This is a genomic window from Paenibacillus sp. H1-7 (genome assembly GCF_022354825.1).
GTDB lineage: Bacteria > Bacillota > Bacilli > Paenibacillales > NBRC-103111 > Paenibacillus_S.
The window spans coordinates 7,945,004-7,960,963 of record NZ_CP031168.1 but is presented as its reverse complement, the minus strand read 5'-3'; the positions used below and the strand labels follow the sequence as shown (position 1 = coordinate 7,960,963).

The window sequence follows — 15,960 nt, the reverse complement described above, 5'->3', positions numbered from 1 at the left end:
TTAGAAAAGCCGACCCGGTATGCATGGGTCGGCTTGCTGATGTTCATGAAAGAGAATACCTAACCGGCGGCTGCCTTATCTAAAGCTAGTGTTTCCTGACTGAAGCCGGTTTAATCCTGAAATTTCCTAAGAACGATAACCGCATTGTGTCCCCCGAAGCCGAACGAGTTGGATATGCCTATCGTCATATCGGCACGCCGCGCTTGATTGGGCACATAGTCCAGATCGCAGACTGGATCCGAATGTTCGAGATTGATCGTAGGAGGGATCAAGCCTTCCTGCAAGCTTTTCACCAAGGCGATAGCTTCCGCGCCGCCGGCGGCGCCAAGCATGTGGCCGGTCATCGACTTGTTGGCCGTAACGGGAATGCGACAGGCCAGCTCGCCGAACAATTTCTTGATCGCGAGCGTCTCCGACTTGTCGCCCGCCTCGGTGCTTGTCGCATGAGCGCTGATCACATCTACGTCCTCGGGCTGGATGCCCGCTTCGGCGAGGGCCGCTTTCATTGCCAAGTAAGCTCCGGCTCCTTCCGGATGGGTTGCTACGATGTGGTAAGCATCGGAGCTTGCCCCGTATCCTATCACCTCGGCATAGATCCTAGCATTGCGGCGCATCGCGTGGCTCAGCGATTCGATCACCACAATGCCGGATCCCTCGGCCATAACGAACCCGTCGCGCTCGGCGTCAAACGGGCGGCTCGCTCTCGCGGGCTCCTCATTGCGCGTCGACAGGGCGGTGGCATTGCCGAAGCTCGCCAGCGAGATGTCGGTGACCGCCGCTTCCGAGCCGCCGGCCAGTACGACGTCCGCGATGCCGAGACGAATCAGCCGCATCGCTTCGCCGATGGCGGTATTGCCGATGGAGCAGGCGGTCACCGGCGACAAGGTCGGTCCGGTTGCGCCGAACTTCATGCTGATCATAGCTGCAGCCATGTTCGATATCATCATCGGCACGAGGAAGGGGCTGACCCGGTCCGGGCCGCGCTCCTTCAGCACGCGGTCCTGCTCCAGCAAGGTCTGGATGCCCCCGATGCCGGAGCCGACGTAGACTCCCATCCGCTCTTTGTCGATGTTCTCCATCACGAGTCCGGAGTCTTCCACCGCCTGCTCGGCCGCGGCCAAGGCGAATTGGCAAAACCGGTCCATCCGGCGCGCCTCCTTGCGGCCGAAGCGGGCATCGGCGTCAAAATCGCGGACGAGCCCCGCAATTTTCGCTTTATAGCCCGACGTATCTATCGTATCGATGAGGGAAATGCCGGATTGCCCTCCTGCCAAACCGCTCCAAAACCGTTCTACATCATTGCCCAGAGGGGAGATGATCCCCAGTCCGGTAATCACTGCTCTTTCCATCGTACAATCCCTTCCTTCCCAATAGAAATGTTTAGGACCTGGTACTAAAAATTATTATGGCACAGTGGATATCCTATTACAAGTTGGTGTTTATCATAGTATAATCAGTACCATGATATAGGCAGATAAGGGGATATGAGCATGAATCAACAGACAAGACTGCAGGCATTGTCCGCTTTTTTGAAAGCGCAGCGGGCCAAGGTGTCCCCGGAGGCCGCCGGACTCCCGGCTGGAGGACGGAGAAGAACGCCGGGCCTGCGCAGAGAGGAGGTCGCCCAGCTCGCGGGAGTGAGCCCGACCTGGTACGCATGGCTCGAGCAGGGGAGAGATATCCGGGCATCCTCCTCGGTGCTGGACTGCGTAGCCGCCGCTTTGAAGCTGACCTCGGACGAGCGCAAATATTTATTCTCCCTCGCTCTGGAGACGGGAGCCGGAATGACGGTACTGAAAGAGGAGCAGCCGGAAATCAGCCCGTCTTTACGGACGATCCTGCAGGAGCTGCGGAATTGCCCGACGATTATCTCAGACCGGAGATGCCACATCGTCGGCTGGAATCAGGCGGCCTCCCATGTGTTTCTCGACTTCGAGCAGCTGCCGCACGAGCAGCGGAATATGATCCGCCTGCTGTTCACCCGCAAAGAATTCCGCAGCCTGGCGGTCAACTGGGAGCATTTCGTCAGCGGCTTTCTTTCCATATTCCGCGCGTACTATGGTCAATATGTCGAAGACGAGTGGTACGAGCAATTTCTTGGGGAAATGAGGGAGCATCATCCGGATTTCCAGCCTTTATGGGAGCAAAGCAGGGTAAGCTCCGCGCCGGAGGTACTGATCGAATTCCGCCATGCCAAGGCGGGCAAAATGCTGTTTCACCTGACATCGCTGCAGGTGCAGGGAGAATCGGATCTGCGGTGCAGCGTCTACACGCCGGTCCCCGATTCGTCTACGGAGGCGAAGATCAATCGGCTTATGGAGCGCAAGGCTCCGCCGTCCGTGTCGCCGGCAGATTGAGCACGGTCGCGTCATCTTAATTGTGTAATATAACGTAACATACCGATTTCTATTGTCCGCAATCATATTGGGGCAGAAGCCGCACACGGCAATGAAGCTGCCCCTCCCCCTTCCCTCCTCACCGCCAGACACTTCACGCCGCCTTGATGCGATAGTCCCTTTGGGCATGAATTAACGTTGCTTAGGAAACTTTGTACCCTAAGTTCTTAAATCGCTGTATCGACGTAACAATGATAATAGGATGAAGAGATTTGGGTAGAATATGGTTCAAAAGTGCCTATTTTCCTTAAAAATGCATGTCTTTTCGCTCAAAAAATATTCTTGACAGCTTTCAGTGATGGCAGTATTATTCTTGTAGCGCATAAATCCTACTAAATAAGTAGGGTATAAAGGGGATGGGTAGCTTGAATAACAACTTGATTGTAGCTTTTCAGACTAACTGGATAAGCTTGCTTATTTCTTTAGTAATTATCGGTTTATTATTCTTCTTGGCTAAGAAACGGGTAGGCTTCGGCACACGCGTCCTTCTCGCTCTGGGTCTCGGGCTTGTAGCCGGAATTTTCTTCAATACTTATAAGATTAGTGCAGTAAGCGTCAGCACGATCGGTACGATTTACGTCAACCTGGTCAAGATGCTTGTTATGCCGCTGGTCGTAGTTCTTGTCATTAACAGTATCACCTCGATCTCCAGTCTTGGCCATTTGCGCAAGATCGGTGTCAAAACGATTTCCTTGTTCTTCATTACGACAGGGATTGCCGCATTGATCGGTTTGCTGGTGGCTTTGGCGTTTGACCCGGGAGCAGGTATCGCACAAGAGGTTCCTAAGACATTCAAGCCTCGTGAAATCCCGACTTTCTCGCAAGTTATTTTGGATCTTGTTCCTTCGAACCCTATCAGCGATATGGCTGCAGGCAAAGTCGTACCTGTTCTGCTGTTTGCAATTTTCGTGGGTATCGCTATGGTACAGGTCGGATCGAAGAAGCCTGAAGTGGTTCAGCCTGTCAAGAACTTCGTTGAATCGTTTGCTCAAATTATGCACCAAGTAACGAAATACATTATCCGTTTGACTCCATACGGTGTATATGCCCTGATCGGTGCTATGGCTGCCAAATACGGTTTGGAAACGTTGGCTCCGCTCGTGAAAGTTATTATTGCGACTTATGTAGCTTTGCTGCTGCACTTCATTATTACGTTCGGCGGATTGGTCACCTTCGTGGCGAAAGTCAATCCGATCAAGTTTTTCCGCAAAGCATATCCGACTATCGCCGTTGCTTTTACAACACGCAGCAGCTATGTAACGCTGCCGGTTAACCTTGAGGTTATTACCAAACGATTGCGCGTATCTCCGCGTATCGCCAGCTTCGTAGCTCCTCTTGGCGCAACGATGAACATGAACGGGTGCGGCGGCGTATGGCCGGCCATCGTAGCGATTTTCGTAGCTCGCGTATATAACGTGCCAATGGGTATTTCCGAATATATTTTGATCGTTATCGTAAGCATGATTTCCTCGATCGGTGTTGCAGGGGTACCTGGACCTGCCGCTATCTCGACAACGGTTGTATTGACGGCTCTTGGCTTGCCGGTCGAAGGCTTGGGTCTTGTTCTTGCCATCGATGCCGTGGTGGATATGGGTCGTACAGCGGTGAATGCAACAGGAACTACCGTCTGCTCCTTGCTTGTCGCAAACTCGGAAGGCGAGTTCGACCGTGAATCGTTCAACCGCGACGAAGAGGATCAAATGGAATTGAACGCGGTATAAGCTTCAGATTGAACAAAAGAAAACAGCGCTGCAAGAAGCCATTCTTGTATCGCTGTTTTTTTGCATTTGCCGGCTTTTTATTTCCCGGAACGGTATTGCCTCGGATTCGCTCCCGTCATCCGCTTGAAAAACCGCGAAAACGTAAAAATATCCTTAAACCCCAATTCCTCCGTGATATAAGAAATATTGAACTCGCTGTACCTTAGCATTTCCTTCGCTTTATCCAGCCGGATCCGGTCGATGAACGACTTCAAGCTCTCCCCGGTCAGCTGCCGGAACAGCTTCGATATATGGCTTCGCGTGTAAGACAACTCCTGTGCAATCTCATCCACACTGATAGGCTTGCCGTTCCGTTCTCGCACCATATCCGTAACGGTCCGTATCAGCTGGCTAGGGGCATCCTCCGTCTGGTCCGCCTCTTCCGATTCGAGATACATAAATAAAGCTTCGAGCATCCCCTCTACGAACCTTTTTTCATAGGGCCGCAAAATAGTGCCTGTAACCATAGCGAGGAGCGACGCCGTGAACTTTTCGGTAAACAGCGATTTTCGCAGGGTGACTTCCCTCTGTAAGCAATCGGCTGGACTGCGCTCGAACTTCAGCGTAATCCATGCGGCTCCGGGAGGCTCGTAAACGAACTCGTGCTCCAGACCGGGAGGGATCAACAGCATATCTCCGGCGCTCAGGAGCTGGCGCTCTTCATTTAGCATCGTATAAGCAACATGATGTCGCGTGACAATTTCCAGCTGCCAAAACTTGTGCGCGTGCATGTTCACTTTCCCGTAGTCGTGTCGTTCGCCTTTAAACAAGATGAGCAGATTCGGGTTCATCGCCGCGCCTCCTTCTATCTTATGGTCATATCCATACCATACCAATGATCACACAAAACGACAAGTATTGCTTCGATTTTGCCATTCGTCCCCACGTGGCGGGGTGTTATAGTTGCTTTGTAAAAATAATGACGGAGAGGCGTGAGTAATTCATGGTTAAAATAGGAGTCCTAATGCCTGTAAGTATGCAAAATGCTATATTTTCCGAAGCTAGCCGCAGTGAGCTCGAATCGATGGCGCAAGTAGCTTGGAACCCGACGGAAGCACAATTCAACGATGACGAAGCGGCGGCATTTTTAACAGATTGCGAAGTGTCGATCGGCTCGTGGAGAACGCCTAAGCCCTCGAAAACGATCTTGGATGCATGTCCTTCTCTCAAGCTGTGGGAGCATGCCGCCGGATCGGTCAAAGCCTTTTTCACCGACGAGCTGCACGGCAGAGATCTGATGATCGCATCCTGCGCTCCTGCTATCGGAAGAACCGTTGCCGAAATGGTGCTCGGCGAAATGATCATAGGCCTCCGCCGCATCATTCCAAATGCTCAATCGAACCAGACCGAATTCAGACAACCGGTCCCTAATAAGTTGTATTTGGCTGCCGCGACTGTCGGTATCATCGGCGCCTCCCAGGTAGGACGGTATTTCCTGCAGCTGGTACGCCCGTTCGGGCCGAGAGTGCTGATCTATGATCCGTATTTAACGCATGAAGCCGCAGCGGAGCTCGGCGCAACGAAGGTTGATACACTACTCGAGCTGTGTAAGGAATGCGACGCTATCACCATGCACACGCCGATGACGGACAGCACCCGCCACATGATGGGCGCGAAGGAATTCCAGGCGATGAAGGACGACGCCGTATTTATCAATTCCTCCCGCGGAGGCTGCATCGATGAGAAGGCGTTGATCGCCGAGCTGGAGAAAGGACGCCTGTTTGCGTTTCTTGACGTGTCCGATCCGGAACCTGCAGAGATGAGCAACCCGATCCGCAACCTGCCTAACTGCATTTATACTTCCCACTTGGCGGGAGGACAAAGCTACCATATCGGTAACCAAGTCGTTGAAGATGTGAAAGCCTATTTGAACGGCTCCAAGCCGAAAATGGTCGTCACTTGGGAAATGCTGGACCGCTTGGCATAGCCGTTGGAGGGGAAATAGATGAATACGATGCTGTACACGTTATTCCCGAAGTTTTTCCAAAGCTTGGATGTGCATCGGCTGGCTGAGGTGGCCCAGGCCAGCGGCTTCGATGCGGTCGATTTGGTTGTGCGCGACGGGTATTGGGTTACTCCGGAGCGATTTGCTGAAGAAGCGCCGGCGTTCGTGCAGGCGATGCAGCGCAATCATATGAAGGTGGAGTTCGCGACGACGGGGTTTTCGCCCGAAATGCTTGCTCAAGACGATACACCTTTGAAGGTGATGTCCGATATCGGCATCCGCGGCTTCCGTATGTCATACTTCTCGTATGATGAGCGTGAACCGTTATTCGCCCAGATGGAGCAAGCGCGCGCCTCGATGCAGCAAATGGCGGAGCTGTGCGCCAAGTACAACCTGAAGGCGGTTTACCAGGTTCACCATGGCGAACGGATGCTCATTCACCATGCATATGCCGCTTTAACACTAGTCGATGGATTGCCTGCAGAGCATGTCGGCATCATGCTGGACCCGGGCAACCAGTTCCATGAAGGGACCGATAATTGGAAAAGGGCGATCTCTACACTAGGGGCCAATTTGGCCGGAATGGGAATGAAGGATGCCCGGTACGTGTTCAATTCCGAGGACAAAGCGGCTCCGAACAAAGGCTGGAGCAAGCAATGGACGCCCTGCCAGGACGGTGTGACGAATTGGCATGTCATTGCGAAGACGCTGCACGAAGCGAAGTTTCAAGGCGTGCTCAACTTCCAGCCGTTTTACCATAGCAATAACCTGGATCTCCTCATCCCTGCACTGCAGGAAGAGGTGGCCTACATTAAGAAAGCGATGCAAGAGACGGGGGAGGGGACAGCGTGAAGCCGTACGATATAGCGATTACCGGACTGCAGCTGTATGAGCTGCCTGTGCAAACCCGTGTTCCTTTGAAATTCGGAGCCGAGGTGCTCACTACGGTAACCTGCGCAAGAGTGCGCATCCAGACGGAAAATCGGCGCGGCGAGCGCGGCGAAGGCTGGGGGGAGACTCCTTTAAGCGTGCAGTGGGTATGGCCGAGTTCCCTTGGCTATGAAGTACGCGAGCATGCGCTGAAGGCGATATGCCGGCTCATCGCCGATGATTTGTCCCAATGGAAGGAGCAAGGCCATCCGTTCGAGCTAGGTTCGCGGTATCAGAAGGAGCGGCTGTCCCGAGTGGTCGATTCCTTTAACGCCATCTCCGGCCTGTCTGAGCCTGTGCCGTATTTGGCGGCGCTCGTCTGCTTCTCCCTCTTTGACATTGCGCTTCATGATGCTTATGGGCACACGAATCGGGTTAACATTTACGAGACTTACAACGGCAACTATATGAACGACGATTTGTCGGCCTATTTGGAGCCTGCAGCGGGGTCGTCCGTAAGCTTCGAAGGCTTGTACCCGCAAGACTTTTTCAGCATCCCTGCTCAAAACGAGCTGGTAGCCTGGCATTTGGTCGGCGGCAAAGATTTGCTGTACCGGCATGAATTGACAGGTGAGGAGAAGGATGACGGGTATCCTTATACGCTAGAGGATTGGATCGAGCGGGACGGCTTGAAATGCCTGAAGGTCAAGCTGACAGGCAACGATGCGGCCTGGGATTATACTAGACTCGTTCAGGTCGGCGATATAGCGTTGGCGGGACAGGTCGTATGGCTGACGGCGGATTTTAATTGCCAGGTCACCGATTGCGATTACGTGAACGAAATTTTGGACCGGTTAATGCATGAGCATCCGGAAATTTATAAAGCGATCTTGTATATCGAGCAGCCCTTCCCCTATGAGCTGGAGGAGCATCAGCTCGACGTCCGCAGTGTCAGCGCCAGAAAACCGCTGTTCATGGACGAAAGCGCGCACGACTGGGAGCTGGTGAAGCTGGGGCGCGAGCTCGGGTGGACCGGCGTGGCGCTCAAGACGTGCAAGACGCAGACGGGAGCATTGCTTAGCTTATGCTGGGCCAAGGCGCATGGCATGACGCTGATGGTTCAGGATTTAACGAATCCGATGCTTGCGCAAATTCCTCATTTGCTGTTGGCGTATCATGCAGGTACAATTATGGGAGTGGAAACGAACGGGATGCAATTTTACCCTGAGGCTTCTCATTATGAAGCTGTCATTCATCCGGGATTGTATCGGAGACAAGAAGGCAAGGTGCGGCTCGGCAGCCTGTCCGGTTACGGATTCGGCTATCGGGTCGATGAAATCGCAAGGCCTCTCCCGGAACCCACTGCAGCTTACTAGAAAAGCGGAAAGGCGGTGTAATCTATGGGAGCAAACGGTAAGGTGAATGTCGGGATTATTGGGATGGGCAATATGGGGAAGCTTTATTTCGAACAGTTATCCCGCATGGAGCATTGTCAGGTGGTCTCGATATGGAGCCAAAAGGAAGAAAAAGTTAAGAAGCTTGCCGCCGAATATGGAGTACAAGGGTTCACGGATTATATCGCTATGCTGGATGCCGGCAATCTGGATGCAGTGATCGTAGCAACGCCCCATTATCAGCATACGACGGTGACGGTAGAGGCGCTGCGCCGGAACATTCATGTGCTCGTGGAGAAGCCGGTGGCTGCTCATGTCAACGATGCGGAGCGTATGAATGCCGTCTATGAAGAGCAGAAGAAGCTCGCGCCCGATCTGGTGTTCGCCGCCATTTATCAGCAGCGCACGCTGCCTCAATGGCAGTATATCCGGCAGCAGGTACAAGACGGCAAGCTCGGGAGATTGATGCGGTTCTCCTGGATTACTACGAACTGGTTCCGCCCGCAGGCGTACTTCAACGTAGGCAATTGGCGCGGCACATGGAAAGGGGAGGGCGGCGGCGTTCTGCTAAATCAGTGCGCGCACAACCTCGATATGATGTGGTGGCTGTTCGGCCTCCCGCAGGCTATCACATCGACTGCTGCCTTCGGGAAGTACCACGATATCGAGGTCGAGGACGAGGTACACGCCATGCTCGAGTACAACGGCGGCTTGATGGGAAGCTTCATTGCTTCGACCTCGGAAGCTCCAGGCACGGACCGGCTGGAAATCGTAGGAGAATACGGCAAGCTGGTATACGAGCATAAAAAAGTGACACTTTACCATAACAAGGAGTCCGCGCTCGAATATATCCAGCATGCCAAGCAGGCTTTCGGTATGGTTAAGCATGACGTAGCGGAGATTTCGTGGGCTGATGTTACCGGGCCCGGCCATGAGCATATTTTGAATGACTTCGTGCAAGCGATTATCGACAAGCGGCGGCCGATGGTGCCCGCAGCGGAAGGGCTGAACTCGCTCATGCTCATCAACGGCATGGTGCTATCGTCCCTGCGTGAAAGCAAAGTGCGCTTGCCGTTCGACGGCAACGAATACGATCGCGAGCTGCAGAAGCTTATTGCGAATTCAACGTACCGCAAGCCGGAGGCTAACCATGACCACGTAACCGTGGATGTGAAGGATTCATTCCGGTAAGCTAATAACAAAAGACGCTTCCAATACCACGTTACAAGTGGGAAGGGAGCGTCTTTTTTTTGCGAGCTTAAGCAGGTGAGTCCGAAGTCCTGAAGGGGGCTTTTCGGGACGGCATTTAATTTTTCGGGTAAAAAATGATCGTGTGATATACCGTCTTGCCGTCCGACAGGTTCTTGTACGTATGGGGCTTGTCGGCTGTAAAATGGACGGCGTCGCCCGCCTGCAGCCGGTACGTCTCCTGTTGGAACGCAAGCTCAAGCTCGCCCTGGGACATCAAAATATATTCTTCGACCCCTTCGTTATGGGGCTCGGATTCGTGAGCGCATCCAGTATCCATCTCGACCGTGTACACCTCGAATTGTTTATTCTGGTCGAAAGGGATGAGCGGATACGCGCGGTACTGTCCATCTTCCTCCCAGAACGGCTCCAGCTCGTCAAATCGGATGTGGGTTACCCTCGGTGTCTCCTCCTCAATAAGGGTGGTGAACGAAATGTGGAGACCGTTGACGATTTTCCACAGGATCGAGATGGTCGGATTGGAATCGCCGCGCTCGATCTGGCCGATCATGGCTTTGCTGACGCCTGTCAGCTCGGCGACTTGATCCAGGCTGAGTGACCTTGCCTTGCGGATGGCCTGGAGATTGCGGCCGATTTTTTTATGGATTTGATCGTGTTCCATGCGGTTATGCTCCTAACCAATGATTTAGTTTTCATTATATACGAAGGATGCGGGAAACGTACAATCCGCTCAGCCGATGGCTGCGGAGGATAAAAATATTTTTCAATAATCCGGGCGAATGTCTGTACATTATCTTGTACATATGTATAATATAATAACATATATGTGCTATATCGTGTACAAATGTGCGTTATGATGAGCGTTTTGTAAAAAGGAGGATGGACGGCATGGAGAAGACGATGGTCGGTTTGGTGAAGGAAGCCCGGGGGCCGGGAGCGGTGTTGAAGGAGGTGCCCGTACCTGTCTATGGACCCGACGAAGTATTGGTGAAGGTGAAAGCGACATCCATATGCGGAACGGACGTTCATATTTACCAATGGGATGATTGGGCGGCGCGGACAGTAGTCACCCCGAACGTCTTCGGTCACGAGTTCGCCGGTATTGTCGAGGCGGTCGGATCGGAGGTCGTACACGTGAAGCCGGGGGACCGGGTATCCGGAGAGGGGCATATCGTTTGCGGCGTATGCAAAGCGTGCCGGACAGGGAACGCTCATGTTTGTCCAAACACGCGCAGCTTCGGGATTACAGCTCCCGGCTGCTTCGCCGAATATGCCGTTCTTAAGGCATCCAACGTTATTCACAACCGGCCGGAGCTGCCGTTCGAGCTGGCTTGTCTGCAGGACCCGCTCGGCAATGCCGTGCAGACCGTGATGTCGGGGGATATTGTCGGCAAGTCCGTTGCCGTGATCGGTTCCGGCCCTATCGGATTGATGGCCATTGCAGTGGCGAAGGCTTGCGGAGCCGGGGCCGTCATCGCGGTTGATGTAAACCCTTACCGCCTGGATCTGGCCCGGCGGATGGGCGCCGACCATACGATCGACAGCCGGCACGTGATCTTGTCCGAGGCAATTCGGGATTATACCGGAGGCGAGGGAGCGGAGGTGATCCTCGAAATGTCCGGCCATCCGGAGGCGATCCGGCAAGGCTTCGAGGCGGCCGCACCCGCTGCGCGCGTATCGCTGCTCGGTATCCCGACGCGTGAGGTGTCGCTCGATCTGTCGTCCCACATTATTTTCAAAGGGCTGCATATCGATGGTATTACGGGCCGGCGCATGTACCAGACCTGGTATCAAGTAAAAGGGCTGCTGGAGCAGAACCGCATCGATCTGACTCCGCTCATCACCCACCGGTTTCCGCTGCACCGCTATGAGGAGGCGTTCGGTCTTATGGCTTCCGGCCAGTGCGGCAAAATCGTATTTACCCACGAAGAGAACGTGATCGAGGACGATAAAGAGAAAGGAGAAACGAGCCATGGCCAACTGGCAGTCACTGCATGATGAACTGGAGCAACTGAAGAAGGAGGGGCGGTATCGCCCGCTGACCGTATGGGACAGCAGCTCCGGCACTTGGATGACGCTGAACGGGCGGCGGGTATTGCAGATGTCGTCCAACAACTACTTGGGACTGACCGAGCATCCGGAGCTGAAGGAGGCCGCCGAGCAGGCTATCCGGGAATATGGCGCAGGAAGCGGCTCCGTGCGCACGATTACCGGAACTCTCCGCATTCACGATGAATTGGAGCGGGAGCTGGCTGCTTTCAAAGGAACGGAGGCGGCGCTCGTATTTCAGTCCGGCTTCACGACCAATCAGGGTGTGCTTGCTTCACTGCTCGGTCCCGACGATGTAGTCATCAGCGACGAGCTGAACCATGCCAGCATTATCGACGGGATCCGCTTGACCAAGGCGAGCCGGAAAATTTATGCGCATAAGGATATGGATCAGCTGGAAGCGGCGTTGAAACAAAGCGCCGGGTTCCAGAAGCGCGTTGTCGTTACGGACGGCGTGTTCAGCATGGACGGTGACATTGCCCCGCTGCCTGCTATTGTAGAGCTGGCCGAGGCCTACGACGCTTTCGTCTATGTTGACGATGCCCATGCGAGCGGTGTTCTGGGGAAAAACGGCAAAGGCAGCACCGACCATTTCGGCTTGAACGGCCGCGTCCATATGCAAGTCGGCACGCTGTCCAAGGCGGTCGGTGTCGTCGGAGGCTACGTCGCGGGGGAGCAGGTGCTGAAGGACTACTTGATTCACAAGGCGCGTCCGTTCTTGTTCAGCACCTCGCAGACTCCGGCGGTAGCTGCCTCCTGCTTGGCGGCGATCCGCGTTCTGCAAAAGAGCGACCAGCTGATCGGCCGGCTGTGGGCCAATGCGGACTATTTCCGCTCCGGCGTCCAGTCGCTCGGCTTTGATACCGGCGCGAGCGAAACGCCGATCATCCCTGTCATTGTCGGAGACCCGGCGAAGACGATGCAGTTCTCCGATCTGCTGCTGGAGGAGGGCGTATTCGCTCAAGGCATCGTCTATCCGACGGTAGCTATGGACAAAGGCCGTGTCCGCTTCATCGTTACGGCGGGACATACACGGCAGGATCTGGACTTTGCTTTGGATGCGCTGAAGCGGGCCGGGCAGAAGCTCGGAATGCTGTAGCAGAGCCTCACTTCTTGTGTGGCTTAGCTTGTCATAATGCGTGTAATCAGAAAATGCTTAAGGGGTTAGGTGGGGTATCTCCCGGAGGAGCGCGAGCGACCGCCTTTGTTTTTGGGAAATTACCGCTGGAAAGAGATAATTAAGTTATTCCCGAAAACAACAGCGGCCGGAGGGAGGTACCCCACCGGGTTACCCTGCAGTTTTTTAGTGTCATGGGTTTCTCAACAACGAGGACAAACTCTAAAACAGCGTCAACTGAACCGGTTCGGAGGTCTCGATGGAGATCGTCCGGGCCGGTTCTTTTTGTGCAGCATCCGCCGGGTGATAGGAGCGCTGCAGCGTAGAATGCTTCTGAAGCAATTGATCGATCAGCTTCATCTTGGGGGCCTTGTAATGAGCGGGCGTAGAGGACGAAGCATGGTACATGTCGGCATAGACTCCTGCCAGCTGCGGATAGTGCTGCCGCAATGTTTGGAAAAACCACACCTTCACCTCTCGCGTGCTCAGCCGGAGATAAGAAGGCATAACGAACCGGGAGCCGGCGTCTGCAGCCGCCTGGATCAGCTCGGATAAATCGGCTTCGCCATCCGTTATATGGGGGAGAATCGGAGCGGCGAAAATGCCGGTCGGTATGCCTGCTTCGTTCAACTCCCGGACGGTGCGAAGCCGCTGTGCAGGAGATGGCGTGGAAGGCTCGAACTGTTTCCATACGGTGTTATTTAACGTGCTCACACTGATGTTGACGGAGACGTGCTTCAGCATCTTCAATAGATCCAGATCGCGCAAAATAAGGGGCGATCGCGTCGTAATTGTGACGGGAGCCTGGAATTCGGCCAATACCTCCAGACAGCCTCGCGTCAGCAGCGCCTTCGCTTCGATCTGCTGGTAAGGATCGGTAGCGGTGCCGATGGCGATTTGACCCAGCTCGGCCGCTTTCCTGCTGCGCATCCGCTTGCGAAGCTGCTCCCGCAAAATGTCCGGAGCCGATTGCTTCAAGAAAATATGGCGCTGAAACGTATCGTCCGCCTCCACGCCAAGGAAGGAATGCGTGGAGCGGGCATAGCAGAAGCTGCAGCCGTGCTGGCAGCCGCGATAAGGATTGATCGACCAGTCGAACGGCATGGATGGAGCCTTGACCGGGTTTAGAATCGTTTTGGCCTGCATCGGCTCATATTGTATTTTGACGGGCTTTTTCATAGCCATCATCCGTTTCTTTTAATAGGAATGTATGTTCGCATACTGATCGTACCAAAGCTGCGACCGGATTTCAAGCTATGGAACCATTTGGAAATCGGTAAACATCTAAAAAAATTACAAAACATTCTAAAACGAGTGGCGTACCCTTTCGCGCCGTCCTTCATTACAATGAATTTGTCGCTTGAATTGTAAGTGCTTACACGAGGGGCGAAATCAGAGGGGAGGATGGAGATTGAAAACAATCAAACGGGCGGCATTATGGGTGGACAGCTTTTTTGAAATGTTTTCGTTGACGGCGCTGCTCGCCATGATTCTTATTGTGACAACCCAGGTGATGACGCGGAAGCTGTTTCATTTTGTACTGTTCTGGTCGGAGGAGGTGACGCTGCTGCTGTTAGTATGGTTTTCTTTTTTGGGCATTGCCTTCGGGTTTCGGGAGCATTTGCATTTGGCTATCGATACGCTGACAAGCAAATTTCCGTCATCGTGGAATCGGGTTCTCGATAAACTCATTTATGCGAGTATTTTTGCCTTCGGCATCTATTTGGTCGTATCCGGCACCGAGTTTACGATATTGATGAATGAAAGCACTCTTGCGGCAACGAAGCTGCCGAACAGCGTCATTTACGCCGTCATGCCTATCACAGGCGTGCTGGTGTGCGTTTACTCCCTGCTGCAGTTTATCGGGATCGATACACGAAGACATCGGGGCAACGAGGAGGGAGACGCTTAAATGGAAGAGATGACGGTGGCCATTTGGATCCTAACGGCAAGCTTCGTCCTGCTCATGCTGCTGCGGTTTCCGATTTCCTTGACGCTGGTGCTGTCTACGCTGCTGACGGTCATTTATCTGGACATTCCGCTCGCTGTCGTAGGACAGCGGATGATCCAAGGGATCAGCTCCTATTCGCTTCTAACGATCCCGTTCTTCATCCTGGCCGGCCATATTATGAGCGAAGGCAAGCTGGCATTGCGGCTCGTCAACCTGGCGCAGCTGATCGTAGGCGGCATTCGCGGCGGCTTGGCGATGGTGAACTCGGTTGCGTGCATGTTCTTCGGCAACATTTCCGGTTCGGCCGTTGCGGACGTATCCTCGATCGGCTCGGTCATGATTCCCATGATGAAGAAAAAAGGCTACGATACCGACTATGCGGTCGGTGTGACCGTATCCTCCGCCATTCAAGGCGTCGTTGTGCCGCCGAGTCACAATCTGGTGCTGTATTCGCTGGCTGCGGGGGGAGGCGTGTCGATAGCGAGCCTGTTTCTCGCGGGCATCGTCCCTGGACTGATCCTATGCGTATCGTTGATGGCGACAAGCTACGTATATGCTATCAAGCGCGGCTATGCCAAGGGCGATCCGGTAGAGCGCAAGGACATCCCGAAGATTGTGCTGGACGGCCTGATGTCGCTCTTGACCGCGGCTATTATTCTCGGCGGCATCTTCAGCGGCTGGTTCACGGCGACGGAATCAGGGGCTCTCGCCTGCTTGTATGCATTTATTTTGACCTTCTTTATTTATCGGGATATTCCGCTTCGCCGGATGGGACTCATATTGAAAAAAACGTTCCGCACCGTCTCGATGGTGCTGTTCCTGATCGCCGCATCCGACGCCTTCAGCTGGCTGCTCGCTTACTTGAAAATACCGGGTATGGTGACCGACGCGATGCTGGCCGTGTCCGACAACCCGATTATTATTTTGCTTATCATCAATATCGTGCTTCTGCTGCTCGGAGCGCCTATGGATATGGCCCCTCTCATCTTGATCATGACGCCGATCCTGCTCCCGGTCGTCACTCATCTAGGGATGGATCCGGTCCACTTCGGCATCATCATGATGCTGAATCTGGGCATCGGCCTGCTGACTCCGCCGGTCGGAACGGTTCTGTTCGTCGGCTGCGCCATAGGCAAAATATCGATCAGCCAAGGCACGAAAGCGATGATGCCCTTCTTCTATGTCATGTGTCTCGTGCTGCTGCTGCTAACGTACATACCGGATCTGGTCATGTGGCTGCCCAATATGATGAAGCATTAAGGCGCTCTG

Annotated in this window: 14 protein-coding genes; 10 read left to right on the top strand and 4 right to left on the bottom strand. The window is 53.9% G+C overall.

The annotated features are described in order from the left end of the window. Positions 1 to 110: 110 nt before the first annotated feature. Positions 111 to 1,349, bottom strand: coding sequence for a beta-ketoacyl-ACP synthase II (gene fabF / locus DVH26_RS35150; protein ID WP_239630233.1), 1,239 nt, complete (start codon positions 1,347 to 1,349; stop codon positions 111 to 113). A gap of 141 nt (positions 1,350 to 1,490) precedes the next feature. On the opposite strand from fabF, the gene DVH26_RS35145 reads away from it, so the two are divergent. Beyond that, on the top strand, positions 1,491 to 2,357 hold the full coding sequence (locus tag DVH26_RS35145; RefSeq protein ID WP_239630232.1) for a helix-turn-helix transcriptional regulator: 867 nt from the start codon (positions 1,491 to 1,493) through the stop codon (positions 2,355 to 2,357). Positions 2,358 to 2,761: 404 nt separating this feature from the next. Further along, entirely contained in the window at positions 2,762 to 4,117 is a 1,356-nt protein-coding gene (locus tag DVH26_RS35140; RefSeq protein WP_239630231.1) for a dicarboxylate/amino acid:cation symporter, read from the top strand. A gap of 77 nt (positions 4,118 to 4,194) precedes the next feature. Here the strand turns inward: DVH26_RS35140 and DVH26_RS35135 are convergent, their stop codons facing one another. Then, positions 4,195 to 4,947 (bottom strand): helix-turn-helix transcriptional regulator, encoded by a 753-nt coding sequence (locus DVH26_RS35135; protein WP_239630230.1) that lies wholly within the window; start codon positions 4,945 to 4,947, stop codon positions 4,195 to 4,197. 173 nt (positions 4,948 to 5,120) lie between these two features. Here DVH26_RS35135 and DVH26_RS35130 point away from each other — a divergent pair, with 173 nt between their 5' ends. From DVH26_RS35130 to DVH26_RS35115, 4 genes are read left to right on the top strand one after another with little or no spacing between them, the layout of a single operon-like run. After that, entirely contained in the window at positions 5,121 to 6,083 is a 963-nt protein-coding gene (locus DVH26_RS35130) for a hydroxyacid dehydrogenase (RefSeq protein WP_239630229.1), read from the top strand. A gap of 18 nt (positions 6,084 to 6,101) precedes the next feature. Continuing rightward, a complete protein-coding gene (locus DVH26_RS35125; RefSeq protein WP_239630228.1) occupies positions 6,102 to 6,953 on the top strand; it encodes a sugar phosphate isomerase/epimerase family protein in 852 nt (283 codons plus the stop codon). Beyond that, a complete protein-coding gene (locus DVH26_RS35120) occupies positions 6,950 to 8,347 on the top strand; it encodes an enolase C-terminal domain-like protein (protein ID WP_239630227.1) in 1,398 nt (465 codons plus the stop codon). Before DVH26_RS35125 ends, DVH26_RS35120 begins: the two co-directional genes overlap by 4 nt. 24 nt (positions 8,348 to 8,371) lie before the next feature. Then, the gene (locus tag DVH26_RS35115; RefSeq protein WP_239630226.1) at positions 8,372 to 9,556 is read left to right on the top strand and encodes a Gfo/Idh/MocA family protein; all 1,185 of its coding nucleotides are present in this window, start codon (positions 8,372 to 8,374) and stop codon (positions 9,554 to 9,556) included. Between the two features lie 115 nt (positions 9,557 to 9,671). Here the strand turns inward: DVH26_RS35115 and DVH26_RS35110 are convergent, their stop codons facing one another. Then, entirely contained in the window at positions 9,672 to 10,235 is a 564-nt protein-coding gene (locus tag DVH26_RS35110; protein WP_239630225.1) for a helix-turn-helix domain-containing protein, read from the bottom strand. A 227-nt stretch (positions 10,236 to 10,462) separates the two neighbouring features. Between DVH26_RS35110 and tdh the strand changes: the two genes are divergently transcribed. Both tdh and DVH26_RS35100 read left to right on the top strand, forming a co-directional pair. Then, on the top strand, positions 10,463 to 11,572 hold the full coding sequence (tdh, locus tag DVH26_RS35105; RefSeq protein ID WP_239630224.1) for an L-threonine 3-dehydrogenase: 1,110 nt from the start codon (positions 10,463 to 10,465) through the stop codon (positions 11,570 to 11,572). Beyond that, positions 11,547 to 12,722, top strand: coding sequence for a glycine C-acetyltransferase (locus DVH26_RS35100; RefSeq protein WP_239630223.1), 1,176 nt, complete (start codon positions 11,547 to 11,549; stop codon positions 12,720 to 12,722). Before tdh ends, DVH26_RS35100 begins: the two co-directional genes overlap by 26 nt. Positions 12,723 to 12,962: 240 nt before the next feature. Here the strand turns inward: DVH26_RS35100 and DVH26_RS35095 are convergent, their stop codons facing one another. Next, on the bottom strand, positions 12,963 to 13,919 hold the full coding sequence (locus DVH26_RS35095; protein ID WP_239630222.1) for an SPL family radical SAM protein: 957 nt from the start codon (positions 13,917 to 13,919) through the stop codon (positions 12,963 to 12,965). A 232-nt stretch (positions 13,920 to 14,151) separates the two neighbouring features. On the opposite strand from DVH26_RS35095, the gene DVH26_RS35090 reads away from it, so the two are divergent. Continuing rightward, positions 14,152 to 14,652 carry a TRAP transporter small permease gene (locus DVH26_RS35090; RefSeq protein ID WP_239630221.1) on the top strand — a complete coding sequence of 167 codons (501 nt, stop codon included), beginning with the start codon at positions 14,152 to 14,154 and terminating at the stop codon, positions 14,650 to 14,652. Next, positions 14,653 to 15,951: a TRAP transporter large permease gene (locus tag DVH26_RS35085; RefSeq protein ID WP_239630220.1), complete on the top strand. Its 1,299-nt coding sequence runs from the start codon at positions 14,653 to 14,655 to the stop codon at positions 15,949 to 15,951. Positions 15,952 to 15,960 lie beyond the last annotated feature (9 nt).